The sequence below is a fragment of the Hymenobacter sp. BT491 genome (genome assembly GCF_014349165.1).
Lineage (GTDB): Bacteria > Bacteroidota > Bacteroidia > Cytophagales > Hymenobacteraceae > Hymenobacter > Hymenobacter jejuensis.
Window position 1 is genome coordinate 582,128 of the sequence record NZ_JACSJJ010000001.1, and the last position, 24,398, is coordinate 606,525.

General features: G+C 56.2%; 25 protein-coding genes. 18 read left to right on the forward strand and 7 right to left on the reverse strand.

Going from position 1 to position 24,398, the window contains the following annotated elements:
- The first annotated feature begins 34 nt into the window (after positions 1–34).
- A complete protein-coding gene (locus tag H9I52_RS02490) occupies positions 35–952 on the forward strand; it encodes a DUF6929 family protein (protein WP_187452507.1) in 918 nt (305 codons plus the stop codon).
- A 32-nt stretch (positions 953–984) separates the two neighbouring features.
- Here H9I52_RS02490 and H9I52_RS02495 read toward each other — a convergent pair whose 3' ends face one another.
- The gene (locus H9I52_RS02495; protein ID WP_187452508.1) at positions 985–2,490 is read right to left on the reverse strand and encodes a pyridoxal phosphate-dependent decarboxylase family protein; all 1,506 of its coding nucleotides are present in this window, start codon (positions 2,488–2,490) and stop codon (positions 985–987) included.
- Positions 2,491–2,736: 246 nt separating this feature from the next.
- Here H9I52_RS02495 and H9I52_RS02500 point away from each other — a divergent pair, with 246 nt between their 5' ends.
- Positions 2,737–3,210, forward strand: coding sequence for a MaoC family dehydratase (locus tag H9I52_RS02500; protein WP_139514194.1), 474 nt, complete (start codon positions 2,737–2,739; stop codon positions 3,208–3,210).
- Positions 3,211–3,244: 34 nt separating this feature from the next.
- Here H9I52_RS02500 and H9I52_RS02505 read toward each other — a convergent pair whose 3' ends face one another.
- Both H9I52_RS02505 and H9I52_RS02510 read right to left on the reverse strand, forming a co-directional pair.
- On the reverse strand, positions 3,245–3,667 hold the full coding sequence (locus H9I52_RS02505) for a BLUF domain-containing protein (protein ID WP_187452509.1): 423 nt from the start codon (positions 3,665–3,667) through the stop codon (positions 3,245–3,247).
- Positions 3,668–4,210: 543 nt separating this feature from the next.
- On the reverse strand, positions 4,211–6,634 hold the full coding sequence (locus H9I52_RS02510) for a prolyl oligopeptidase family serine peptidase (protein ID WP_187452510.1): 2,424 nt from the start codon (positions 6,632–6,634) through the stop codon (positions 4,211–4,213).
- A gap of 293 nt (positions 6,635–6,927) precedes the next feature.
- Here H9I52_RS02510 and H9I52_RS02515 point away from each other — a divergent pair, with 293 nt between their 5' ends.
- Complete coding sequence (locus H9I52_RS02515) at positions 6,928–9,930, forward strand: DUF2723 domain-containing protein (RefSeq protein WP_187452511.1); 3,003 nt, start codon at positions 6,928–6,930, stop codon at positions 9,928–9,930.
- Between the two features lie 63 nt (positions 9,931–9,993).
- Here the strand turns inward: H9I52_RS02515 and H9I52_RS02520 are convergent, their stop codons facing one another.
- The 4 genes from H9I52_RS02520 to H9I52_RS02535 all read right to left on the reverse strand — a co-directional run bounded on the left by H9I52_RS02520 (position 9,994) and on the right by H9I52_RS02535 (position 14,386).
- Positions 9,994–10,719 (reverse strand): LytR/AlgR family response regulator transcription factor, encoded by a 726-nt coding sequence (locus tag H9I52_RS02520; protein ID WP_139514190.1) that lies wholly within the window; start codon positions 10,717–10,719, stop codon positions 9,994–9,996.
- 245 nt (positions 10,720–10,964) lie between these two features.
- A complete protein-coding gene (locus H9I52_RS02525) occupies positions 10,965–13,055 on the reverse strand; it encodes an ATP-binding protein (protein WP_187452512.1) in 2,091 nt (696 codons plus the stop codon).
- 168 nt (positions 13,056–13,223) lie between these two features.
- A complete protein-coding gene (locus tag H9I52_RS02530) occupies positions 13,224–13,484 on the reverse strand; it encodes a hypothetical protein (RefSeq protein WP_187452513.1) in 261 nt (86 codons plus the stop codon).
- Between the two features lie 8 nt (positions 13,485–13,492).
- Positions 13,493–14,386, reverse strand: a complete 894-nt coding sequence (locus tag H9I52_RS02535; protein ID WP_187452514.1) for an XRE family transcriptional regulator — start codon at positions 14,384–14,386, stop codon at positions 13,493–13,495.
- A gap of 146 nt (positions 14,387–14,532) precedes the next feature.
- Between H9I52_RS02535 and H9I52_RS02540 the strand changes: the two genes are divergently transcribed.
- The 15 genes from H9I52_RS02540 to H9I52_RS02610 all read left to right on the forward strand — a co-directional run bounded on the left by H9I52_RS02540 (position 14,533) and on the right by H9I52_RS02610 (position 24,390).
- The gene (locus tag H9I52_RS02540) at positions 14,533–14,802 is read left to right on the forward strand and encodes a hypothetical protein (protein ID WP_187452515.1); all 270 of its coding nucleotides are present in this window, start codon (positions 14,533–14,535) and stop codon (positions 14,800–14,802) included.
- 37 nt (positions 14,803–14,839) lie between these two features.
- Complete coding sequence (locus tag H9I52_RS02545) at positions 14,840–15,226, forward strand: hypothetical protein (protein WP_187452516.1); 387 nt, start codon at positions 14,840–14,842, stop codon at positions 15,224–15,226.
- Between the two features lie 13 nt (positions 15,227–15,239).
- A complete protein-coding gene (locus tag H9I52_RS02550) occupies positions 15,240–15,503 on the forward strand; it encodes a hypothetical protein (protein ID WP_187452517.1) in 264 nt (87 codons plus the stop codon).
- The gene (locus H9I52_RS02555) at positions 15,500–15,835 is read left to right on the forward strand and encodes a hypothetical protein (RefSeq protein ID WP_187452518.1); all 336 of its coding nucleotides are present in this window, start codon (positions 15,500–15,502) and stop codon (positions 15,833–15,835) included. The genes H9I52_RS02550 and H9I52_RS02555 overlap by 4 nt, the downstream gene beginning before the upstream one ends.
- A 181-nt stretch (positions 15,836–16,016) precedes the next feature.
- Complete coding sequence (locus tag H9I52_RS02560) at positions 16,017–16,277, forward strand: hypothetical protein (RefSeq protein WP_187452519.1); 261 nt, start codon at positions 16,017–16,019, stop codon at positions 16,275–16,277.
- Positions 16,278–16,286: 9 nt separating this feature from the next.
- Positions 16,287–16,637, forward strand: coding sequence for a hypothetical protein (locus H9I52_RS02565; protein ID WP_187452520.1), 351 nt, complete (start codon positions 16,287–16,289; stop codon positions 16,635–16,637).
- A complete protein-coding gene (locus H9I52_RS02570) occupies positions 16,630–17,055 on the forward strand; it encodes a hypothetical protein (protein WP_187452521.1) in 426 nt (141 codons plus the stop codon). The genes H9I52_RS02565 and H9I52_RS02570 overlap by 8 nt, the downstream gene beginning before the upstream one ends.
- Positions 17,052–17,561, forward strand: coding sequence for a hypothetical protein (locus H9I52_RS02575; RefSeq protein WP_187452522.1), 510 nt, complete (start codon positions 17,052–17,054; stop codon positions 17,559–17,561). The genes H9I52_RS02570 and H9I52_RS02575 overlap by 4 nt, the downstream gene beginning before the upstream one ends.
- On the forward strand, positions 17,558–17,848 hold the full coding sequence (locus H9I52_RS02580; RefSeq protein WP_187452523.1) for a hypothetical protein: 291 nt from the start codon (positions 17,558–17,560) through the stop codon (positions 17,846–17,848). The genes H9I52_RS02575 and H9I52_RS02580 overlap by 4 nt, the downstream gene beginning before the upstream one ends.
- Positions 17,849–18,250 (forward strand): hypothetical protein, encoded by a 402-nt coding sequence (locus H9I52_RS02585; protein ID WP_187452524.1) that lies wholly within the window; start codon positions 17,849–17,851, stop codon positions 18,248–18,250.
- 4 nt (positions 18,251–18,254) lie between these two features.
- Complete coding sequence (locus H9I52_RS02590; RefSeq protein WP_187452525.1) at positions 18,255–18,554, forward strand: hypothetical protein; 300 nt, start codon at positions 18,255–18,257, stop codon at positions 18,552–18,554.
- Positions 18,547–18,855 (forward strand): hypothetical protein, encoded by a 309-nt coding sequence (locus H9I52_RS02595; RefSeq protein WP_187452526.1) that lies wholly within the window; start codon positions 18,547–18,549, stop codon positions 18,853–18,855. The genes H9I52_RS02590 and H9I52_RS02595 overlap by 8 nt, the downstream gene beginning before the upstream one ends.
- A 13-nt stretch (positions 18,856–18,868) precedes the next feature.
- Positions 18,869–22,429, forward strand: coding sequence for a DNA primase (dnaG, locus tag H9I52_RS02600; RefSeq protein ID WP_187452527.1), 3,561 nt, complete (start codon positions 18,869–18,871; stop codon positions 22,427–22,429).
- A gap of 811 nt (positions 22,430–23,240) precedes the next feature.
- Complete coding sequence (locus tag H9I52_RS02605) at positions 23,241–23,738, forward strand: hypothetical protein (RefSeq protein WP_187452528.1); 498 nt, start codon at positions 23,241–23,243, stop codon at positions 23,736–23,738.
- Positions 23,731–24,390: a hypothetical protein gene (locus tag H9I52_RS02610; RefSeq protein WP_187452529.1), complete on the forward strand. Its 660-nt coding sequence runs from the start codon at positions 23,731–23,733 to the stop codon at positions 24,388–24,390. Before H9I52_RS02605 ends, H9I52_RS02610 begins: the two co-directional genes overlap by 8 nt.
- The last annotated feature ends 8 nt before the right edge of the window (positions 24,391–24,398 follow it).

Sequence of the window (24,398 nt, forward strand, 5' to 3'; positions counted from 1 at the left end):
CCTCCATTCTTCCGTAGCCGACGGCGAACTGACGATGCAAGCCCTTATCCTTCAACAGATTAACTTGCCCAATCTGCCGTCGGCTTCCGGGGTGGAGGTGGTCGGTGATACGGCTTATATCATCGGCGACGATGCCCCGTATCTGTACGCTTTCAAAGCCAATTCCCTGACCAAAGGCGAACAAATCACGCTGTTCGAAACCGCGCATTTCAGCACCGGTCGCATCCCTAAAGCTCTGAAGCCCGATCTGGAATGCCTTACGGCCTTCACCACGTCGGCAGGCGAGAAGGGCTTACTCGTATGCGGCTCCGGAGCGACGCCGGCCCGTGAGGTAGGCTTTTGGGTAACGCTGCCCGGCGGTTCGGACGCAGGCGCAACGGTTTACCCCTTGTCGTTGAGCAACTTATATGGTTTGCTGCGGCAGTATTTGCCGGCGGGCATCGCCCTTAACCTAGAGGCCGCGGCGGCCACGGATACCGAGTTGTTGTTGTTTCAGCGTACGGTGGGTTCGGCAGTCGGCAACTTGGTTTTCTTTTTGCCGTTGGGCGCTACCCTCGATTATATCCGGCAGCGAACCGAGCAGCCACCCGCAGTACAGCGGCAGTTTTACGAGTTGCCAGACCTCAACGGCAAGCCAGCCGGGTTTTCGGGTGCATCGTATTCGCATGATCTGCTGTTGGTTACCGCTTCCGTGGAAGATACCAGCGACCCCGTAGCCGACGGCGAAGTGCTCGGCAGCTTCGTGGGCGTACTGGATCTGGCGCGGCGGGCTGCCACTCCTGTGCCCCTGCAATTGGCCCATCTGGTTTTGCCAACGGGCGCGGCCTATACCGGAAAAGTAGAAAGCGTAACCGTGCAGAAAGTGCTGGGGCCCAAGCACTACCAGTTGCTACTCGTTACGGACGACGATTTGGGCGGCTCCACGGCCGTAGTGGTGGATTTAAGTTTGTAACAAGCACCCGGCCTGCCTCGCCCGATGAAGCGCTAGGCGCTCATATTCAAACTATTCCGGAAGCTTTTGTGCAGCTCTCTGCCTTCCCGGACTATGATTTCGATAATCTCCTCGATATCCTTTTTTGATGTTCTAAAATTCACCACGCACCCCCGTAGGCAATACCTATCGTTTACCACCGCATTCGACAGAAATGCTTCGCCTCCGACTTGCAGGCGGTTTAATAGTTCTTTGTTTAAGTCATTGATATACAATTTGTTGTCTTCTGAGTCCTTTGTTATGCTTTTCGGAACGTATTGCAGCGTAACAATGCTCAGGTTGTGCGTAACGGCTTGTAGCTCGGGGTGCTTTTCCGCTAGGCTGAAAAGGTAGTTGGCGAGTTCTATGTCCTGCCTGATCATTTCTACATAGCCGCTTCGGCCTACGTGTTGCAGCGCTACCCAAACTTTCAAGGCCCGAAAGCCCCGCGAGTTTTGAAGACCGTATTCGTAGTAATTGTGCACGGCGTCTTCTTCCGTACTATCGAAGTTGTAGTAAACGGGATGCGAGCTGAACGTGTCGCGCAAGTAGTTCTCGTTTTTTACCAACGTGCAGCCGGCCTCCAGCGGACTATATAGCCATTTGTGAGGGTCAAGAGCAATGGAATCAGCCTCTTCCATGCCCGCAAACAGGGTTTTTAGCTCGGGAAGCACCGCGGCCGGCGCGCCGTAGGCCCCATCGATGTGAAACCAGAGGGCGTAGGTTTTGCAAATGGCCGCCAAGGCTTGCAGATCGTCTACCACGCCCGTGCTCACGTCGCCGGCGGTGCCGATAACCATGATGGGCGTATGGCCCTTTTGCAGATCGTCTTGGATTGTTTGCTCCAGAATTTGGTGATCCATTTTATAGGCCGCGTCGGTTGGGATCCACCGAATGGCTTTGGAGCCCAACCCAAACAACACGGCCGCTTTTTCTACCCACGTATGGGTCATTTTGGAGCAGTACACGATCAACTGCGAAGCCGCGTTGCCTAAGCCGTCTTCTTTGGTATTGCCGGGCGCTTTGGCCGTTCGGGCCGCTACGAAGGCCGTGAAATTGGCCATGTTGCCACCACTGACCAGTATGCCGCCGTACGTCGGCGAAACGCCTATGAATTCGGCCAGCCAACGAATGGTTTGCTTTTCGATTTCGGTAGCAATGGGGCTCAATATCTGTGCGCCTACATTGGCATTGACTGCCGCCGCCAACAGATCCGCCAGCGCTCCAAGAGGCGCAGCGGAAGACGTGATGTAGCCCAGAAATTTAGGGTGCCCGTTCAACAGAGAATGGTTTAGGACCAGATCGGTCGCTTTCGCCAGGACTTCTGTGGCCGAAGCGCCAGTTTCGGGCAGCAAGGCCGACGGCAGCAACGCCTGAAGCTGCTTGGGGGCCTCACCGGTTGTTACGGGCTTCTCTTCAATGGCATCGAGAAAATTGGCGATGGCATCAACTAGCTGATGGCCAATTACTTGGAACTCGGCTTTGCCAAGCTCAATGGGCGCTTTTCGGGTGCTGGTCATGGTGGTGCGGCCGGGGATGTGGTCCGTTATAACGGCGCGCCTTGAATATAAATGATTGATAGTCAAGTAGAAAACGGCATATGTGATTATTGCCGACAACGGGGCCATCGGCAGCAGGAGCGAAACCGTTGGCCCCGCTGTCGGCGGCCTGAGTTAAGAATTATTGTTACTCGGCAGTCTGCGTGCGTACAAAGCGGTTCCGGGCGTATGTTTGCGGCTCTTTTTCTCCACCCTGATCCTCGTTCTATGTCTATTCTGACCATCCGTAGCCTCCCCGAACTCGAAAGCCACGTGGGCCACGAAATGGGCGTTTCGGCCTACCATACCATCACCCAAGAGCAGATCAATCAGTTTGCGGATGCCACCCTCGACCACCAATGGATTCATGTGGATGCCGAACGCGCCAAGGCCGAGTCGCCGTTTCAGGCTACCATTGCCCACGGCTACCTCACCGTGGCCCTGTTGCCTTTTCTGTGGCAGCAAATCGTAGCCATTGAGAACCTGAAAATGCAAGTCAACTACGAGATCGAGCAGTTGCGCTTCAACCAGGCCGTGACCGTAAACAGCCAGGTGCGCCTGCGAGCCACGTTGCTCTCGGTGGCCAACCTGCGCGGCATTGCCAAGGCTCGCCTGAGCGTAACGCTGGAAATCTTGGATTCTAAAAAGCCCGCTTATACTGGGGTAATCACCTTCCTGTATCACTTTCAGGATCAAGCGTAGCGCTGGCGGCGATTCCGGGCTGGTGCGTCCGTTGCTATTCCCAGGCGACCGCGTGCAGCACGAAAGGCTGAAGCAAGTCGCGCAGGGAAAGCGCGGCGCGGGTGCTGTCGACTGCGGCTTGGGAATGCCGCACCAGTTGGCGTAGCCGGGCTAATATGGGATAGCTCAACTGGCTGAAACCCATGCCCCAGTGCGGGAACTCGCGCCTACGCACCGGACCGCGCACCACTACTCGGATGCCTTCGTGGCGCGGGTCTTGTTGGATGCGGTCAAACAGCGCCTCAACTTCTTCCTGCGCCCCTTCTAGTATTTGCAAAAAATGGCCGTCGGCATGAAGGAGGACGCCCGTCAGGTGCCGCGCGGTGTTATAGGCGCGAGCCTGTGTCAAAAGTAAACGCCGAGCCTCTTTATCTAGGGGTACAGTGGCCTGGCTGGTATAAATCAACGAATACAGCATAACAAGAAAAATAAAGGGAAAGCGCTGCACTCTAGGCGCAGCTATAGGCTATCCGAGCAACTAGAATGGCCAGGCTTGCCGCTGTAAAACTCCTGCGTGAAGCATGATGCGGCGCTGGTTCGTTGTGACAAACATTCTGGGTACGTCTTAACCTCGCACTAGTATAAGCGGCGAGTTTGGTGAAAGAATACTCCCGCACCAGTTGAGCAGGCAGTAGGGGCCAGCACGCATTTGCTGCCGGCCCGGCTGTAACTACAGCATAAAGGCGGGAGCATGCTGGTCGGTTGGCCAGACCAGCATAAAGCAAAAGGAAGGCCCGGTGACTACAGTACACATCGTTGCCGGAAGCAAATTCGGAACTCCTTCTTTGTAAGCTGTACGTATATCACAATAATAAGTGTCTAGTGTTCAGCTACATATGCAAGTAAGGCGGTAGCTGGTGTGTAGGGCCTCGCGGCCGCTTACTGTAACATAAAAGAGCCGTTCTGTAGTCCTACAGAACGGCTCTTTTATGTTACAGTAAGCCTCAAAAACGATAGCGGCTTAGTTGGCCGGTGCGGGCTCGCCTTTTACATATTTATTCAGCCACGTATCCATTTCCCAGAGCATATGCATGATGGATTCTTTGGCGGCGTAGCTGTGCGCCTCGAAGGGCAGCGTGACGTAGCGCACCGTGGCGCCGTGGCCTTTCAGGGCGTTGTAGAAGCGCTCGCTTTGCAGCGGGAAGGTGCCGGAGTTGTTGTCGGCTTCGCCGTGAATGAGTAGGATGGGGGTCTTGATTTTGTCGGCGTAATTGAAAGGTGACATCTGGTTATATACCTCGGGCGCTTCCCAATACGTGCGCTCCTCGGCTTGGAAACCAAATGGCGTGAGCGTGCGGTTGTAGGCACCGCTACGGGCAATTCCTGCCTTAAATAAATCGCTGTGCGCCAATAGGTTAGCGGTCATGAAGGCACCGTACGAATGGCCCATCACGCCCACGCGCTTCGGATCGACTACGCCCAGGCGCTGGCCTTCTGCAATGGCGGCCTTGGCACTGGCAACGAGCTGCTCGGTGTAAGTGTCGTTGGGCTCCTTGGTGCCTTCGCCCACAATCGGGATGGAAGTGCCTTGCAGCACAGCGTACCCTTGCGTAACCCAGAACACGGGCGAGCCCCAACTCAGGCGCGTAAAGGCGTAAGGCGAGCCTTTTACCTGCCCGGCATCCTGCTTATCCTTAAACTCGACGGGGTATGCCTCCATAAGGGTCGGCAGCGGACCGTCTTCTTTTTTGTAATTGGGGGGTAGATACAGATTTGCAGTCAGGTCGACGCCGTCGGCGCGTTTGTATTTGAGCACCTGCTTCTTGAGGTTGCCGATCGACGCGTACGGGTTCGGGAAACTGGTAATCGGCGTCAGCTTGGCGTGCCGCACGTCGCGCAGAAAGTAGTTGGGGCTTTCCTGCTGCGACTCGCGCCGCGTGACCAGCACCTGCTTATTGAGGTCGAGAATGGTAATGGGTACCTCGTAGTAAGGTGCCTCCGAACGCCACCAGCGCGTGCTTTGCTTGGTCTTCAAGTTCAACTCATCCACGAAAGGACGATCGCCTTCGGGTGAGGCGCCGTTGCCGATCAGGAAGATATTTTCGCTCTTTGCGTCAGTGGCCAGCACGTAGCGGCCCGCGGCATTGCGCTGGACAAACGGAGTACCCGGATCGTGGTACGTGTCCTGCGACGACCGATCGAACAACACCGTTAGTGGCGCTTTCGACAGCGTAGGATTCAGCGTCCAGGTCATTTCCTTGCGGTCGGCCCAGCGGTAGCCTTCCACCAACGCTAGGTTGGCGTTGCTCCAGAGTACATCGCGGTAGCGCATAGGCAGCGCGGCTAACTCTGTGGCTGGCGCGTCGAATGGCGCTATCTGCGTAAAGATCTTGTCGCGGACCGAAGCCTGCGTTTTGGGATCGCCGCCGTCTTGGGCTTCCACCCAATAGAGGGTAGCCGGCACGTCGTCGCGCCACGCATGCTCACGCGGGCCGTTGGGCACGGCATCGAAGCTCGTGGGTACGTTATCGGCCAACGGCAGATCGGCTACGGCTTTCACGATCAGTCCTTCCATGCTCAGTACATCCACTTTCACGGGGAAACTGCTGGCTGGCAGGGTATAAGAATACGGGCGGTGCATGGTTTTGAGCAGCACATACCGGCCGTTGGGCGAGGGCGAAGCCTGCTGGATAAGGCCGGGTTCGCCCAGCGGCTGCATCCGACCGCCAACGTCCACTTTCACTGTCTGGGCCGAAGCGTAATATTCAAACAGCTTCTCGTCGAGGGGGCTTTTCAGCAAATCCTGGTAGGTGCGCGCCGCTGCTTTCTTGCCGCCGTTTTCCTGCACTACAGGGCCGGTTGGAGCCGCCGTAGTTACGGGCGCTTCGCCACGACCGCCCACAATGGCGCGGGCAATGATGGTGCGGCTGTCGGACACCCATTGGTAGGAGTTGCCGAATACCGCATTCAAAAACAGATTGGGCAGCAGGCGGGCCGACGCCGAAGCTACGTCCACCGTCCACAGCTCAATGTGGTTGTCGGTGGTGTGCGTAAAGGCAATTTTGGTGTTGTCTGGCGACCACGTCACTTCGCTGATGCGCGCTTTGGCGGGCAAGCCTTGTACCACTAGCTCTTTGCCGTCGGGCAGACGACGCAGGCGCAGGCTCGTGGCATAGCTGATGCGGCTGGGCCCGTTGGTGCGCGGGTTGAGGCGCAACCCCGCAACGCGCAGCTCAGGCTGCGAGAGCTCCGCGATGCTGGGCATGCCTTGTACATCCATGAGCAGCATCCATTGGCCGTTGGAGGCAATGCTGATGCGAGGCGTAGGCGCCGCGCTGGCTAGGGCCGCAATGGCTTTGGGGGGAGTTTGGTACGTAAGGTCTTGGGCGTGAGCCGCTAGGCTGGCCAGCCATAAGGCCCCGGAAAAAAGGTAGGCTTTTCTCATATAAGCAAAAGAGCGAAGAAAGGTCAAGAATTAATGCGCGTATATCGGGCCGGTAAAGCTAGGATAAGATAGCACGCCCGACCGTGCAACTACTGTGCGAGAAACGAAAAAGTACAAGCATAAAAAGAAGCGAAGCATCAACCGAGAGCGCAAGCAGGCCGCTGCTAAGCAACCCTTTAGCAGGGAGGTACATCTATCCTGTTTGGGAGGGCAGAGCTGCCGCGCCATCTCGGAATACAAAATTATGCTTTTTAAGTATGTCTTTTTCAATGCACTTTGTTAAGTAGTTGTAAATGAGGTATAAACATATAAACAACCTGTTGGGCTGGTTGGTATTCCTGCTGGCTTTGGGTACCTACCTGCTCACCCTCGAGCCCACGGCCAGCTTCTGGGATTGTGGCGAGTTCACGGCCAGCGCTCACCATTTGTTAGTGCCGCATCCGCCGGGGGCGCCTACTTTTTTGCTGCTGGGGCGTTTGGCTTCGCTGCTGTCCTTTGGCCATGTCACCTACATCCCGATTCTGATCAACGGCGTGTCGGCCTTGGCGAGCGCGTTCACGGTGCTGTTTCTGTTCTGGATCATCACGATGCTGGGGCGAAAGCTTTTGCAATTACAAGTATTTGATAATCAAAGATTTGTAAAAGAGCCTGATTTCAGCCAAACCGCTCTGATTCAGGCAGCCGGCGTGGTGGGTGCTTTGGCGTTCACGTTTTCCGATTCGTTCTGGTTCAATGCTGTCGAGGCCGAGGTATATGCCATGTCCACGCTGTTCACGGCCTTTGTGGTGTGGGCCATGCTGAAATGGGACCGCCGCGCCGACGAAGCCGATTCGGATAAGTGGCTCATTCTCATTGCCTACGCGGTGGGTCTTTCCATTGGGGTGCACCTGCTGAACCTGCTGGCAATTCCGGCGTTGGGCTTTGTGTATTACTTCCGGCGCGCCAAAAAGCCCAGCACCCCAGGCGGCTTACTGACGCTTGGGCTGAGCTGCGCCGTGGTGTTGGCTATTCTGGTGGGCGTTATTCCGGGGCTGCCCACGCTGGCCGGCGCCTTTGAAGTGTATGTTGTCAACAACTTCGGGCTGCCCTTCAACTCCGGCCTGCTCTGCTTTTTGGTGCTGTTCGTCGGGCTGATTGGCTGGGGATTTCGCTATTCTTTCCGCCGCGGCAGCCGTGTGCTCAACACGGCTATGCTCTGTTTCGTGTTTGTGCTGATTGGGTATTCATCGTATTTAATAGTGCCCATTCGCAGCAGCTACAACCCAACCATCGACGAGAACAAGCCCGGCGACGTGCTTTCGTTCGTGAGTTATCTGAAGCGCGAACAGTACGGCAACCGGCCCTTGCTCTACGGCCCGCACTTGTTTGCCCAACCCATTGATCAACAAGAAGGTGCGCCGCACTATATCCGGCAGGGCAACCGCTACGTGGTCAGCGATCATCGGCAGGAACTAGTCTATCCGGAGCAGGACAACATGCTCCTGCCACGAATTTACGGCGGCCCCGCCGGCGCCACGCCCGACTTGGTGCGCGAATACCAAAAGTGGGTCGGCATTCAGGAAGGGGTGAAGCCAACGATGGCGCAAAACCTGGGCTTTCTGCTTAACTACCAAGTACTGCACATGTACGGCCGCTATTTCTTGTGGAATTTCGTGGGCCGAGAAAGCGACGTGCAACAGGCCGGCGCGTTGTGGCCAACCGCTACCCAGCACGGTTTGCCCCAGTCGCTAGCCGACAACAAAGCCCGCAACAACTTTTTTGCCCTGCCGCTGCTGCTAGGCTTGGCCGGCTTGTTTTTTCAGCTCCGATACGATAAACGCAATGCCTTGGTGGTGAGCATGTTATTTGTGCTCACGGGGTTGGCCATTGTGTTCTACCTCAACCAACCGCCCGTTGAGCCGCGCGAGCGCGATTACACGTTTGCAGGCTCCACGTTCGCCTTTGCCATCTGGATTGGTCTGGGCGTCATGGGGTTAGCTGAAATGCTGCGCGCGGTAGTCAAAGCGGAGCGGGTGCGGGTAGCTTTGGTGACGATGCTCGGGCTGGTGGTACCCACGGTGATGGCTACGCAAGGCTGGGACGACCACGACCGCTCGGGCCGCTATGCTTCCGTCGATTGGGCCAAGAACATGCTCAACAGCGTGGCCCCCAACGCCATCCTCATCACGGAAGCTGACAATGACACGTTTCCGCTGTGGTACGCACAGGAAGTGGAAGGCGTGCGCCGCGACGTGCGCGTGGCCGTGGTCAGCTACCTCAACACCGATTGGTACCTCAACCAGATGAAGCGCCGCAGCTACGCCTCGCAGCCGCTGCCGCTCTCAATAAAGTCGGCGCAGTATCAGCAAGGCACCAACGACTACTTGCCCTACGTGCCCAACGCCGAGGTAAAAGAGGTGAATCTCAAGGAGTTCATTCAGTTGGTTGACCAGAACAGCCCGTTGTTGCAAGTGAGCTACGGAGATGGCGGCCCTGCCATGCTCTCGTTTCCGACCACCAAATTCTATCTGCCCGTTGATACGGCGGCCGTGCAGCGCCTAGGCATTGTGCCCGCTGAGCGCCGTTCGCACTTGGCGTCGCGGATGCAGTGGGATGTGGGCAAAGGTGCGCTGGAAAAGAAAAGCCTCGCCATTCTGGATCTGCTTGCGACCAACAACTGGCAGCGGCCCGTGTATTTTTCCTCGTCTTTGCACCAAGAAGAGTACCGCGGTCTGGAGCCGTATCTGCAAATGGAAGGGCTGGCGTACCGGGTGCTGCCGTGCCGCACGCCCGAGCCCAAATCGCAGGCGGCCGTTGAGGTAGGCTACGTGGCCAAGGACATCACCTACGACTCGTTGATGCGCAAATTCACGTACCGCAACCTCAACAACCCGCACGTGTATTACGACGAAACGCAGCGCCGTACGTTGGCCGAATACCGCGACAAATTTGCCCGGCTGGCCACGGCTTATCTGGCTTCCGGCGAAAAAGCCAAGGCAAAAGAAGTGCTAGATAAGTGCCTGACGGTCATGCCCGACGCGGCCTTGCCATATGATTATTACTCAGCCAACTTGGTGGCGCCGCTAGTGCAGGTGGGCGAGCAAGCCCGCGCAGCCGAAATAATGGATACCCTGACCAGCCGTACGGAGCAAAACCTGGCCTACTACCGCACTCACGATGCCGCTATTTTCGAGCGGGAAGTGACGGCCAACCTCATCACGCTTCGCAATTTGTATCAGGCGGCTGCCGACACCGGCAATCAAGCGCAGGTCGCGCGACTTGGGCAGCTGGCAGAACAATATTTTCCGAGGCAATAACTGGTTCTACCCGAAAAACAAAGCGCCTGGCTGCAAGCCAGGCGCTTTGTTTTTCGGCCTCTATTAAAAGCTGCGCAGCTTGCGCAAAAAGTTTTCCTGGTAGGACTTGCCAATTGGTACTTCGTGCGCGCCCAGTTGCAGGGTATTATCCTGAATAGAGTCAATGCGCTGTGTATTAACCATATACGAGCGGTGAACGCGGGTGAAGTGCGCGAAAGGAATTTTGTCTTCGATGGCCTTCAACGTCGAATACACAATGTGCTTCTGGGTAGGCGTAACCAAGATGGAGTAGGTTGACAGGGCCTCGATGTAGAGCACCTCGTCGAAGTCGATGCGCACCAGCTTGTTGTTTACCTTCACAAACAAGCGGTTGTCGCCGGCAGAAGCCCAGCCATTCGTGGCGTTTTCGGCTTGCAACGCCGCCCGGCGAGTGCTCACCCGGCTTATAGCCTGGTTGAAACGCGCATAATCGACGGGCTTTACCAGGTAATCCGTTACGTTAAGCTCGTAAGCCGTGACAGCAAAATCGCTGTGCGAAGTCACCAGTACAATATCGGGTAGCGGCTCGGGCAGAATCCGGACCAGCTCCAGGCCGTTGAGGTGCGGCATCTCGATGTCCAGCAGCAGCAAATCGACCGGCGGATTTTGGCGCAGGTAGTTAATGCCTTGTACCCCATCAGCCAGCGACGCCACCAATTCCAACGTCTCGGTCATCTCGACAAAGTGTTCGAGCGTGAGGCGGTTGATTTCGTTATCATCGATGATAACGCACGAAAGTTTGGTGGGCATAAAGGGCTAGTGAAAGAAGCACACATCTGGAGTTCGCAGAGGAAAACCAGACGTTCGGCAAGTGAAATCGTCTGTTCAACGTTTCTTGTTAGAAAACAGCAAGGTTAAAATAACCATATCGCTTTCAGATTGCCAGCCGCTTTTCGTCAAGCTGGGCTATTCGGCCGACGAAAGGCCCGCCAAGTCGGTTCGGTTTTATGCCTCCACAAGCTGCGCCTGGGCAGAAACTGTATTTAAGGTCTGTTTCAGTAAGCTAAAACTTTCGGAATAGACAGCTTTGGTTGCAGCGGCAGCGTGAGCATAAATTCGGTGTATTCGCCTTCTTGGCTCTCAACGGTGATGGTGCCGCCATGCCCTTTGGTGACAATGTCATGGCTTAAAGATAGACTCAGCCCCGTGCCTTCGCCGGTGGGCTTGGTGGTAAAAAACCGCTGGAAAATGCTGTCTCGGGCGGATTCGGGAATGCCCATGCCGTTGTCGCGCACCCGGATTTCGACGTGGTCGTTTACCCGTCGGGTGCTGACCGAAACCTGCGGCACATAGTCTTCCTCAGCTAGCCGCTGCCGTTGCTGCACCGCATATAAAGCGTTGGTAAATAGGCTGACCAACACGCGGCCAATGTCGTGACGGGCTAGGCTTACCAAGCCCACTGCGGGGTCGAGTTGGGGAAGGAGGGCTACGTTGAAATTGCGGTTTTTGGCGCGCAAGTCGTGGTACGTCAAGCGCAGATAGTCGTCGGCCAGCGCGTTTAGGTCGGTGGGTTGTCGGGGGCTGGGGCCGGCGCTGGAGTATTCCAGCATATCGCGCACAATGGAATCGGCCCGCTGCCCGTTCTGCACGATTTTGGCCTGATACTGACTCAGGTTCTGCAACAGATCATCAATAAGGTCCTGATCTTCAATCGAAAAGGGCAGGCGCGCCATTTCTTCCCGCAGCTCCTGGCACAGCCCCGCGCTGATGCCGGCAAAGTTCTTCACGCAGGTCACCGGATTCTGGATTTCGTGCGCCACTCCGGCCATGAGTTCGCCCAACGAAGCCATTTTCTCGCGCAGTACCAATTGGCTCTGGGTGGCTTTGAGCTCCTGTAGCGTGCGGGCTAGGTTGTCGCGCTGATCGCGAAGCTCTTCTTTCTGCTGCGTAACCTGCTCGTTCAGCGCTTGCAACTTGATATTAGCCCGTTGTTGTTGCTGGTTGTTGTACCACAGCAGCAGTGCAATGAGCAGCAACCCGCCCACACCGGCCAGCAACGCGTACGTGCGCACCTGCGAAATAAATTGCTCCCGTTCTTGTTCGAGCTGCCGCAGTCGCTGCTGCTCTGCAAAACCAATTGCATCTAACTGTTTGATTCTTTGAGGATTATATAAACTGTCCTGCGCCACCAGCATGATGTTCATATACTTTAAGGTGCTGTCGTGCTGGCCACGGGCCTGAAAAGCGTTCGCCAGCAGCGAACTGGTCCGGACGATGCCCACAACAAACGGCAGTGCCTGCCCCACAGCCAGTGCCTTGCGGGCGTAGTACACGCTGGAGTCGGTTTGGTGTCGCTCGCGGTACAGCTCCGCCATGTATTGGTAGGAGCGGCAGCGGCTGCGCAAGTCATTTTCGGGTACCGCAGCCTTGGCGCCGCGCCGGTAGTACCGCAGCGCCTGCTGGTCACGCCCAAGCGAAGCCTGCAACAACCCTAATTCGCGCAGCACATACGGCAAGGGGTTGCCCCAGGGGCTTTGGTTGGTGGTGTGCGAGCGAATCGCCAAACCATATGCCCGGTTCAGGAAATACTGGGCCGAATCCAGTTGCTTGCGTCCTTCGTAGCTGGCGCCGATGTTGGTTAATACGCTGATGAGCTGTGAGTCGTCGCCGATGCGCTCGTCCATCTCATAGATCTTCTTCGACCGGAAAAAATAGTTGAGCGCGGGCCGAAAATCATCGAGTGCATAGTACAGGAGTCCGGTTTGGTTGAGCGTGCGCGCCGTGCCTTCCAAGTCTTGGCTTTTTTCATTTAGCTGCAAAGCTTTCAGGTCGATGCGCAGCGCTTGAGGCAGGTTGCCGCGCTCGCCCATCAAAATGCCAATGCGCGACAGGCAGCGCCCTTCGCCCTTCGGGTAGTCGATGCGCTGGGCCAGTTGCAGCCCCTGCCGGGCGTACCACAGCACCGAATCGAAGCGAGAGTACCGATAAGAAGCACTCAGATCGGCCAACAGTAGCGCCCTACTGGTGTCGGAAGTAGCACGGGCAAGGGCTTGTTTGAGCCTTGGGGTTTGCGGACTCTGGGAGTAACCAGGAAGTGAAAGTAGAGCCAATAACAACAGCAGCAGCGCAGGCAGACGTCGGTTCATACGTGAAAGTAAACAACCTTAGCGAGCCTGACAGCTAGAAACTTAACAAGGCGCCGTAAAACAAAAAGGACTTTGGCAAAACTGCCAAAGTCCTTTTAGAGTACCCAGAGCCGGGGTAACAATCTGCGTTGAGTGTTAACACGTTAAGTGCCTTTTGCTAAGCAGATGCTAAGCATTATCCTGTTCTTGGGCTTCTGCTGGGTATTCAGCAGGGAAGGGCTGCAGCATGGCCAGGATGCCCGCGCCTTCTAATTCCGACGCCTGGCGTAGGGCGTGCACGTGCCACTCGCCGGTGTCACCATCTCGCAGGTGCGCCCAGCAGGCACCAGTTTGCAACTGCTCTTCCGGGGTTCCGCGAAGACGCTTGCCATCTTCGTCTACCAGGTACGCCGCGCCGGTGCGCAAGGCATTTAGTGCTGTGATTTCCATGAACGTGCTTATTTGATTTTGCGAGAATTCTTTTTCGCACCTAGCTCACGCGCTGGAACCCCCAGCTTGCTGGCCACTGCCTTTTTTAAATCGTCAAACTCAGCGGCTAATTCTGCGAGGTTGGCCTGGGTTTCGAATAGCTCATGCACCACGTCGTAGCGGCTGTTGATGAATTGCGACGAAAGCTTGGCCTTGGCCAGCCATACTTCCAATACTTCTTCTCCTTCGAGCAACTGAGTAGGGAAAGCCAGGTTCTCACTTTTCAGTACCAGGTGGCCACTGTCTTCGAGCCGATTAAGCACCCGCTTAACCAGAATGTCATCCCGAGTAACGACGATGTGCACGTACCCTTCGCGTATTTCGGTAGCCCAGTTATAGAGCTTTTGCGCAATCACCAAATCGCCGGCATACAGCACGTTGGTCATGGAATCGCCTGCAATTTCAAATGCCCGAAAAGTGCCATTGCGGAAGCGCGTACCTGGCAGCGAAAAAGCAGGTAGGTCTTTCAGGTATTCCGGCTCCAGAAAACCGCCGGCGACATAGCCAGCGCGAGCCCTTGTGCTGACCTGCGTGATGTTCTCGTTGCCAGCAGAATCAACCGTGACCGTGATGATCTGATTACCAGATTGCTGGAGGGTAACAGATGGCTCTTCTACCTGGGAGGGCACGGAATCCATTGACAATAGCATCGGCCCTTGCTGGAGAAGCAGCCACTGCGGATTCACATTAAATTTTTCCACCAAAAGCAGAATTGTCTCCTCAGTCAGCTTATTCCGGCCGGTTTCCAGGGCACTCCACGCTTGAACCGACTTGCCAAACTGCCGGGCCATCTCTTTTTGATCCAGCTGAAGGTGAACACGGAGTTCCTTTAACCTTGTATTAATGGATTTTTTCGTGGTCATTATCAGCTAGTTGCGAATTGTTAAACCACTAATAAGAGATTGAGTGAATCTATTCTCTTATTAGTGTAGTACATTTGGTCATTCCCGATCTATTCCGGAAAATTCCTGAATAGCGAAGGTAGGAAAAACAGAAACGCACTTTTCCCATGACCGCTTTAGCTACCATCGACATCGCCCCTTTGGCCGTGCGAGACCTAATGCCAGCCAACTACCTGAAGAGCATTCAGGAGCAGCTGACCAAGAAGAAACAGCGGGCTTATTCCGACTCAGTTATCAGCGACGTGGTGAGCAAAGCCCGCACGACGCACCCGGTTTGGCCCTTGGCTTTGAAGCTGGCTAAACAAGAGAAAGCCCGTCGGCAACGAGAAGAAGAACTCAATGCAGAATACCTGAAGGCCAAGACGCTTCAGGCTTAACACCCCGCCCCATTTACCAACTACCACTTCTTATCTAATGCGTACCCCTACAATTTCTTTACTGGCCGGTGGCACCGCTCTACTGGCCGAGGGCTTCCGCCCCCACGACGTGCTGCACGTGGCCACGTCGGTCGATGATTTACAAGCCGGCGATGAGCACCAGGTACTAGGCTACCGGCTGCTCTACACAGCGCACCGCCGCGTGATGGGCGTAACCGCCTACGTGCACGGTCGCCAAAAGCCAGCTACTGAGCGTGAACACCTGCTGTTTCCTGACGAACTAAGCCGCGAGGTACTGTTCGTCCCGATGCTGCCAGTCTATCTGCGCGAGTTGGAAGTGGACGTGTATGCCGAGGCCCTGCAACTGGAACGCCAGGAAGGCCGCGTGGTACCGATGGTTGCATCCCGCCTGTTGGCGGCCTAAGCCTGGTACCGTGATGGAAGCCCTTCTACAACTTCACTTTACTGCCCCAGACGACCTGCATACGGGCAAAATCAACACCAGGCAGTTGGTGCACGTGCGCACCGAATTGCTGCCGCCTCCGATTGTGGCGTTGGTGCCCTTCGACGAGCTGGAGCGGCGCAAGGAGGAAATCGACAGCCAGAACCCTGAACTGGCCGACGAAACCCGCTGGGTGTTGGCTGACGAAGCACGCCGTCGGGAAAAGGCCCTTCAACCCCGCATGAAGGTAGTGGCATGAGCACGCAGACCGCTACCACCTACGAGCCCGATTACCTGACCTGGCTCAAGCTCGGCTTCCGCCGCACGACGGCCCGGGTAACCAAACGCCAGCGTCCAGACGGGCTTCTCGATGTCGTATTCAGGGAGGCCAACGGGTGCTACTCGGCGTGGGTATCTGAGGCCAGCAGCATCTGGATGGTGGTGCTGGAGCTGATCACCTTCGACGGGCTACAGGACCTCGACGACCTGCACCAGCTGGTGCGCCACTTTCCCGCTGAACCCATTGCGCTGGCCCAGCAACCTGCTTTCCAGGCCTCCCTTCCGCCCCTTTCGGCAACTGATTCTTACTGATTATTCCACCTCTACTTCTTTATCCTATGAGAAAGCGCCTTCCTATTGCCTTTTCCAAGCCTTTGGACTCTTTCAAGAGGTTTGACTTTTACCTTATAATGTTGAGTGTCAGTGCGTTGGTTGTACTTCCTTTTGAAGTCCGCGCCCTGGGCTTGGTGCCACTCTTAGTATTCATCGGGAAATGAACCACACCAACATTTCCACGCTCCTGAAGGACTGCCCACTGGAGCAAAAAGGGCAAATGCTGCTGAGAATCTACTACTACCAGAAGTCGCAGCAGGCCAAGCTCAACGAACAGAAGATGAACTACTACGAGCACGGCCACGCCGATGTCTGGGAAGCTCACTACAGGGAAATCCAGGACATCATCGACGATGCCGAAAAGGCTTTCCTCTCCGATTACCTGCTCATGCTTTTCGCCTCTCTACCACCTCTTATCTAACCCTTTTCCATGTCAACTACCACGCTCACCACTACGCCCCAGCGGGCCATTCAGCCCAAGCTCACCAAGCTGGAGCGGCTGATTTTCAGCATCACGTGCCACCGGCAAGAGCAGGTGCGCACCCTGGCTACGCCCGACCTCGGCAATCCTGAAGACGACCAGCAGATGATCGAGACCATCGACAACGAACTGGCCAGCGAAGTAGCCCAGCTACGCAAGCTCACCACCATGCGCTTCGGCGGCATGACCACGCGGGAGCAAGCGGACTGGTTCATCAAACTATTCAACAAACCCGCTTACCTCGAAATGCAGCAATGGCAGCAATTGGGTGAGCAGAAAGGAGACCAAAACAATGGCTGAGCAACTCAAAAGCCTTCAAGAATACAGCCGCCAAGCTAGTCAAGTCGGTCGTCCGGCACTGTACGCATACGACGACCAAGGCGCCAAGCTCAATTTAGAGGCCCTGCAGGTTGGTGCACAACTCCGCATCGCGGATGCACTGGAGCGTCAGACGAAGCTATTGACACAGGTGCATGGCCACGTCAAACTGCCCTTTCAATTTGATTTGAGTATCAACACGTCAGACGTGGAGGCCTTTCTTAAGGTGGCAGATGATTACGCTAGAGTCAGTGTTCTCGGCGGTTATGCCAAGATTCTCCGTCGCGAGGAAAAGAAAGACTATACCCACTTCCTCATCGAAATGCCAGATGCCAACGATGCCTTTTACTTGGGCATGGATTGGGCTGAATTCAAGCAGAAAGGAGGGCAAGCAGAATGAAAAAGCACGCTCCTAAATACATCAAGCCAGCCGAGCCGCAATGGACTGTTGATGAAGAGGTTCGGCAGTTAATGGTGCTCTTGCACGCTGCCAAAATGCAAGCCGACATGCTCATTGGGCGTGTCGGCGGGCTGCCCAAAAAGCGCATCAACGACATGGGCACCTATTTGGACAACTCCGAAAAGTGGATTCGCAACACGTTTGCCAAAGGAAAAGCAGCGGAAGCCGCGGATTACGCCGAAAACGAGGCTGCCGCGGTGTGGGAAGTGGTAAATGAACTCCGCAAAGCGGATGACAAAGGTGTTTTTCTGGCGGCCTGCTATGGGTTTACAGCCGGCGCATTAGTCGATGCAGACTCTGGCAAGCCCATGAATCAGCTTACGGCTGAAGAAGCACAGCAGAATTGGAGCGAAGCGGCTCAGGCTGAAGGCGAGACGGCAGTAGTTGGCCCTTACATCGGGCTCAATGAGCAGGAAATCAGAACTCTAGAAAATATGGCGTCATGAGTAACGAAGTAGAATCAAAGCCCTGTGTAGCGGAAAAGTTAGTAGGCACTGAGATCGAGGTGCGTTATGGCCGCAATCCCAAAAAGCGCCGCACTGTCAAAGGCATCATCCAGGCTTGGCGCTATGGGACTGGTGTTATTGAAAAGATGAGCCCACCTGAAGACGGCAGCCCCCGGTTGTGCTGGCCTTCTTTCGAGATAAAAATCAAGCCGGAAGATGGCAGCAAGGCCGTTTGGGTTGGCCCTTTCAAGGACTCTAATAATCCACAACCCAGCGAAATCCACTAAATGATCCTCGGCTTTAAAAACGCTTTCGTGCCGTCTGTAGCAGACGGCACGAAGCCCCACTCGATTCGCAAGGGCAATCGCTGGAAGGTGGGCACAAGCATCCAGTTCTACCAGAATGTGCGCCAAAAGTCGATGGCCAAGATTCGGCCCGATGGCGTGGCCAAGGTGGTGCAGGAAATCACCATTAGCCTTCCTGGGGAACGCTACTTGGGACCGGCGAAACAGCCCACCATCATGATCGACGGCCGGCTGCTCACACCGCTGGAGTGCCAAGTACTGGCCTGTACAGATGGCTTTGACGATTTCGCGCAGCTGCTCCGATTCTTCCGCGAAAACCACGGCCTCAAATTCAAAAAACCCTTCACTGGGCAGCTCGTGTGCTGGACCGACTTACGCTACTAGCCTAATGAAAAAGCTGACCATACTAGTATCTGCGGAAATCGAGGTGCAGTACGACGAGAATTCACCCGAATTCAAAGAGGCCTTAGAGGCTTACAATGAGGTGATTAGTGACGGCAATGCGGTGGATATGGTGAGCTACGCCGTAGCGCAACTTCGCGTATGGGGTGACCACCAGAGCATGATTGAAGGTGTGGGCTACGTGGGCTTGATTGACAACCCACTGCCCAAAAAGCTCTACTGCGGCATTCAGGTAAGCCCGAACTACGACGCCAGAGATTTCGAAGTTCAGGAAGAGGATGAGTAGGTACTTCAACTATGGCCGCTACCATCCGAAATGGAACCTGATCAGCCGCCTGATCCGGTTCCGCCGGGCTGGCAACAAGTGCGAGTGGTGCCAAGCCGAAAACCACCAGCCACACCCGGTTACGGGCTCCAAAGTGATCCTCACGGTGGCCCACCTGGACCGCGATCGCAACAACAACCGCTTTAAAAACCTGGCGGCCCTGTGCCAGCGTTGCCACTTGAATTACGACCGCCCAACCCATATCAAAAATCGCAAATACGGTACGGAACACAGTTACACTACGCTGCGCCTCGACCTATAAACCCGCCGTTACCATGCTTATCTCAGACTCAACCGTGCAGAAAGTAAAGAGCCTCAACATTCTGGATGTGGTGCGCCGCTACTTGCCTGCGTTAAAAACCAAGGGCAACAAGCACGAAGCCTGCTGCCCCTTCCACGACGAAAACTCACCGTCGTTTACCGTCAACGACCGGCGGCAAATCTATAAGTGCTTCGGGTGCGGCGCCGCCGGCGACGTGGTGCAGTTCGTGATGCAGTACCGCCGGCTCACGTTCCCGGAAGCGGTGAAGGAGCTGGCCACCGAAAACAGCATCGGTATCGAAATGGAGGTAGAAGACCCGGCTCAGGCTCAGCAAAGCCAGCAGGAGCGGCTGCAGCGCGAAGCGGTTTTGATCGCCTTGGAGTTTGCGGCTTCGTGGTTTCTGGCCAACGACCTGCCCACGGACTTCATCAAGATGCGCAAACTCAGCCCGGGCACGCTGCAAACCTTCCGCGACGGCTACGCCCCGGCCGCCCCACGCCGCTTTTACGAGGATGCACTTCGCCAGGGCTTCTCGGCCGAGGTGCTGGAGCAAGCGGGCCTGGTGCGCAAACACCAACCCGAAGGCGTGGCCACGCCCCAGTACTTCGATTTCTTTCAGGATCGGGTGATGCTGCCCATCTGCGACGCCCGGGGCCGCGTAGTGGCCTTCACCGGCCGCCTGCAAACCGAGCCCACTGCGGATGCCAAATACAAGCCGGGCAAGTACGTGAACAGCCCGGATTCGGTGTGGACCAAAGGCGACCACCTTTACGGCCTGGACATCGCCGATAAAGCGATTCGCCGGCTCAAGTTTGCGTACCTGGTCGAAGGCAACCTGGACGTGCAGCAGATGCACGAAAAAGGGCTGACCAACACGGTAGCCAGCTGCGGTACCGCCCTGACGGAAAACCAGATTAAGCTGCTCAAGCGTTACACCAGCCACGTAGTGGTAGTGCCCGATACCGACAAAGCCGGGCTGGCCGCCCTGCACAAAAGCAGCGAGTTGCTGATTGAAGCCGGCTTTCGCGTGGAAGTGTTGGTGCCGGTGGCCACCAAGAAGGACACCAAAACCGACGCCGATGAATTTTTACGGCGTAAGTGCCACACACCCAAAGATGTAGACGAATGGGTGGCCACGCGCCGCGACTACGTGACGAGCTACCTGCTGGCCGAATGCCTGCAGGATTCGGACCTGGGACCCCACGAAAAGGCACAGGCCATGCAGCGCATCGGTGCCGTGATCGAGAAGATCCCGAACGACATGCTGCGAGGTTCTTACCACAGCAGCGTGGCCGAGGCCTGGCCCGATTTCAAAAAGCACGTGAAGCCCGTCAAACGGACGGAAGACGTAGCCAAACGGGTGCTGGAAAATCTGGACGAGGAGGAGCGCGACGAAATCAGCACGTTCAAGTTTTTCGAGAAAAACAACTGCTACTACACGATTGAAGGCGGGAGCAAATCGGTTCGGGAAGTGCGCATTTGCGGCTTTACAATCAACGTGCTCTATTTCGTGGGCGGCAAGGAAGACTCGAAGTGGGTGTGCCGCTTCACCAACATGAAGGGCAAAACCCGCGTGGCGGCCGTGAGCACCGACGACTTCTCGGCCGCGACGGGCTTTAAGAAGACCGTTGCCCGCCTCGGCAACTTCATCTGGGAAGGCAGCGACGACCACCTGAACCAGATCAAGTACCGCAAGTTCGACGAAGCCCCGGAAGCCGAGGCCATCAACTACATGGGCTACCACAACACCGGCGGCTTCACCACCTGGGCCAACGGATTGCTGCACAACAAGCAGTTCGTCGAGGCCGACAAGTACGGCATCGTGCAGCTGCCCCGCACGCTGGCAGCACTCGACGACGTGCGGGCCCTGGCCCCCGAATCGCACGTGGAAGTAGCAGGCCAGCGCCACGTCCTGCAGTCCAACAAATCCTTCATCGAGCAAATGGGCGAGGAGAACCTGGTGCAGATGCTGGAGCAGGGGCGGGTGCAGGAGCTGCGCTACTACTACCTGCCGTTTGCCTCGAAGCTCAAGCTGTTTGCCGAGGACGATGACCGTTTTGAACAGCACCACCGCTACTTCCACGACCAGAAGCCAGGCCTCACGTTTGCTGACTGGAGCCAGCTGCTGCTCAAGGCCTACGGCGACAACGGCCGCGTGATGATTGCCTTTTACGTGGCCGCCATTTTCCGCGACATCGTCTTCAAGGCCAACAACAGCTACTTCCCGCTGCTCTTCAACTACGGCCCCCGGGGCGTGGGTAAAACGCAGGCTGCCGGCAAGCTGGCCGTGATGTTCGGTAAGGAGCTCGATAAACCCCAGAACTTGGAAGGTGGCCTCACCACCACCGCCATGCAGCGTCTGCTCGACATCATGAGCAACGGCCTGCTGTTTTTCGACGAATACAAGAACCACCTCTCGATGCAGATGATCGGCACGCTCAAGGGTATTGCCGGTGGAATGAGCAAGACCCAGGGCCGCGCGACGGGTGGCAATGAAACCAAGTCGTACAAGGTGCGTTCGGCGGCCATGGTATGCGGGCAGGACCTGCCGACGAAAGACCCCGCGCTGCTTTCGCGCTGCATCCTGTGCGAGTACAGTGAAGAGTTGTTGCGGCAAAACGACAGCCAGGCGTACCACCGGCTTTCGGAGTTGAATGAAGAAGGCCTGCTCACGTCGGTTACCAGCGAAGTGATTGGCTACCGCGACTACATTCTGGCCTACCGCAAGCGGGCGCCCGAGGTGAGCCGCGAAGTGCGCGAGAAGTGCGAAGAGCTGCTGGGGGAACAGCCCGAGGAGCGCACAGCCCTAAACGTGGTCAGCCTGCTCACGCCGGTGAAGCTGCTGATGGAAGCCGGGCTGGAGTTTCCCTTTACTTATGAGGAGATGCTGAAGCTGATGGTGTCGCGCATCAACCTGCAGCGGATGATCCAGGCCAGCACCGACGACGTGGAGCAGTACTTCCAGGTGCTGATCACGCTCATCATCCGGGGCGAAATCCAGGAAGGCATGCACTACAAGCTACAGCGCGAAACGGACGGCGTGACCAAGCTCTTTTTGCGGGTGCGCATGGTCGATGGCCTCTACCAGAGCGAGGCCCGGCGCCAAAGCGAAGTGGTGGGCCTGTCCTCGGCTACGGTGCGCACCTACCTCAAGCAAAGCCGCTTTTTCGTGCGCGACGCCAAGCGCGGCGTGATGTTCGAGCACATGAAGGGCAACGAGACCAGCGCCATGGTGTTCAACTACGATTTGATGCGCGATGCCGGCATTGAATTCCCGACTTCGATCGCACTGGACGACATGGAAGCGGCCGACGATCCGAGCCTGAAGGCCGCCACCACCGTCGCCTTGACGCCTGGCACCACACCTGAGCTAATCCGCGAGTTCATCGACGAGCAACGCATGGGCAACTACACGGTGCACGAACTGCTGCGGCGGTTCAATGTGGGCAAAGCGCCCCAGCTCACGCAAGCGCAATTTGTGGAGTACCTGAAGAACTACGCCGGCAGCCGCCATCGCCTGGCAGTGGACTTCAGCAGCGATTGGGAACGCCTTACGCTCAAAACACCCTTTTAAACGGGAGAACGGGAAATAGTCTAATTTGAAAAGGGGGCCACGCGGCCCCCTTTTTTTGGCTTTGGGCGGTTTGGCGAAAAGTGAGCTTGCAGATAAGAGGGTATAACCTCTTTTCTATTTCCCGTTTCCCGGTATGCAAAAACAGAGATAGGTAATGTATTTAGTAATAAGTAGTTATAAAGTATAATACGTATCTATTATCCTATTATTTGGCGGGAAAAACCGGGAAATAGAGGGGAAATACCGGGAAACACCGGGAAATAGAGGTGGCAGCGGACTCTGTGAAACAGCAGTAAAAACCCTTCCGGGAAATGCGTTTTCGAAAATCCGGGAAATGTTTCCCGGAAAGTTGGTGCTGAGTATCAGCGTAGTTAGCTGCTGGCGGGAAACCGGGAAACCGGGAAACACACCCAGGCGATTTCAGGGGTGTTTTTTAAAAGTGGCATTCAGCGCAAAAAACGGCCCGGGCTAACTACCGGCTGAAAACGGCCCGTCCACGCAAACGGGTGGCCTTTAAAAAGTGATAAACAGTTACTCTATCAGTAATAGATATAAATTATTCAATAATCTATTTATAACAGATTTAATGGTATTATCTTAGCACAGTTAGTTATAAGCGCGTTTTAGTTGGCTTTTAGCCTGATCAACGCCCTGCGGTCAGCTTGCCTAAAGCTGTATAATTCTGATATTTTGTATTCCGAATTGTCCTCTGTAGAGCGGGCCCTATTCGGTAGTATTGTCCAAAATGGGAACGAATAGAAAAACGATTACCCCACCCGCCTTTACGTTGACTGTAGCCTGCCGTCCGGCAGTGCTCAAATTCCTCCTTAAGAAGCTGGATTTGGAAGGCAAGGAGCCTTACCGGCTCAGCAAGCGCGGCCAAGTGGGGCGCATCCTTTATCATTTGCTCCGGACGCCGAAGCAGGACCGCCAATACGACACGGTAGCGCAGTATCCGGCCAAGTTCAGCGTCGTCATTTCGCCCCAGATGAGTTGGCTCGACGGCTGTCGCCACCTGACCTCTCAGGGCATCCACGACTTCAACCGCCAGATCGAAGACATGATCGAGGAGGAGTTCATCAACTGCCTGCAGGTGCTGCGCAAGTACAGTGTGCAGGTCGAAACCAAGAAGTACGCACGCGATTTCATGGACCTCTACGGCTTCACCGACGAGGACTTTAGCCCGGACGCGCTGACCAAAGCCTATTACCGCCGGCGCAAAGCCCTACAAAACAGCCTTAAACAGGCTTTTTCTATTCCGAATTGTCCTTCGTCCGCGAAGGCCCTAACTGCTGCCGTTCGTGTCTGACCTTTCTCCCTACGAGCTGCGCAACCTGGAGCAGTCCATCGGCGACAACCTGGGCGGCATCGAAGCCTGCTGGTACGTGCCGGTGGAACAGGTGCAGCACATTCCCGACTCGGACGCGCCCATCCTGTTCGAAGACGTGCAGCTGCGTGCCGGCGCCACCTGGTACCAGGTCGTCGCCGTGCAGGATTCCATCCGCTACCAGCAGCCCGGCAAAAACGACCGCAGCGGCGACTGGTTTCAGCCCAAACTAACCGGCGTGCTGGCCAAGAACACCAGCGGCCTGGCGGCAGGCCTCGAAGCCATGCAAGGACACCTGTACGTGGTGCTCTACCGCGACGCCAATGGCCAGGTATGGCTGGTGGGCAGCCTCGACGAGCCGCTCACCTGGTCTGAAGTGCTCGATGCCGGCTCCGCTACTTCCCGCAACCAAACCAGCTTCACCTTCGCCACCGACACCACGCGCCGCGCGCGGGCCTATTTCGGCTATTGGGTGGTAAGCGAGCACGGCGTGGACGGCGGCTTGGTGCTGCAGCAGGGGCAGGGCGGCAGCATCGAACTGCGTGATCGGCGCGGCGTGCTCATGGCCACAGTGCCGGTGGGCAAAACAGTCATTATCCGAAGCGGCTTCCGCGTGGCTTTTACCATCCAATAACCTTATGG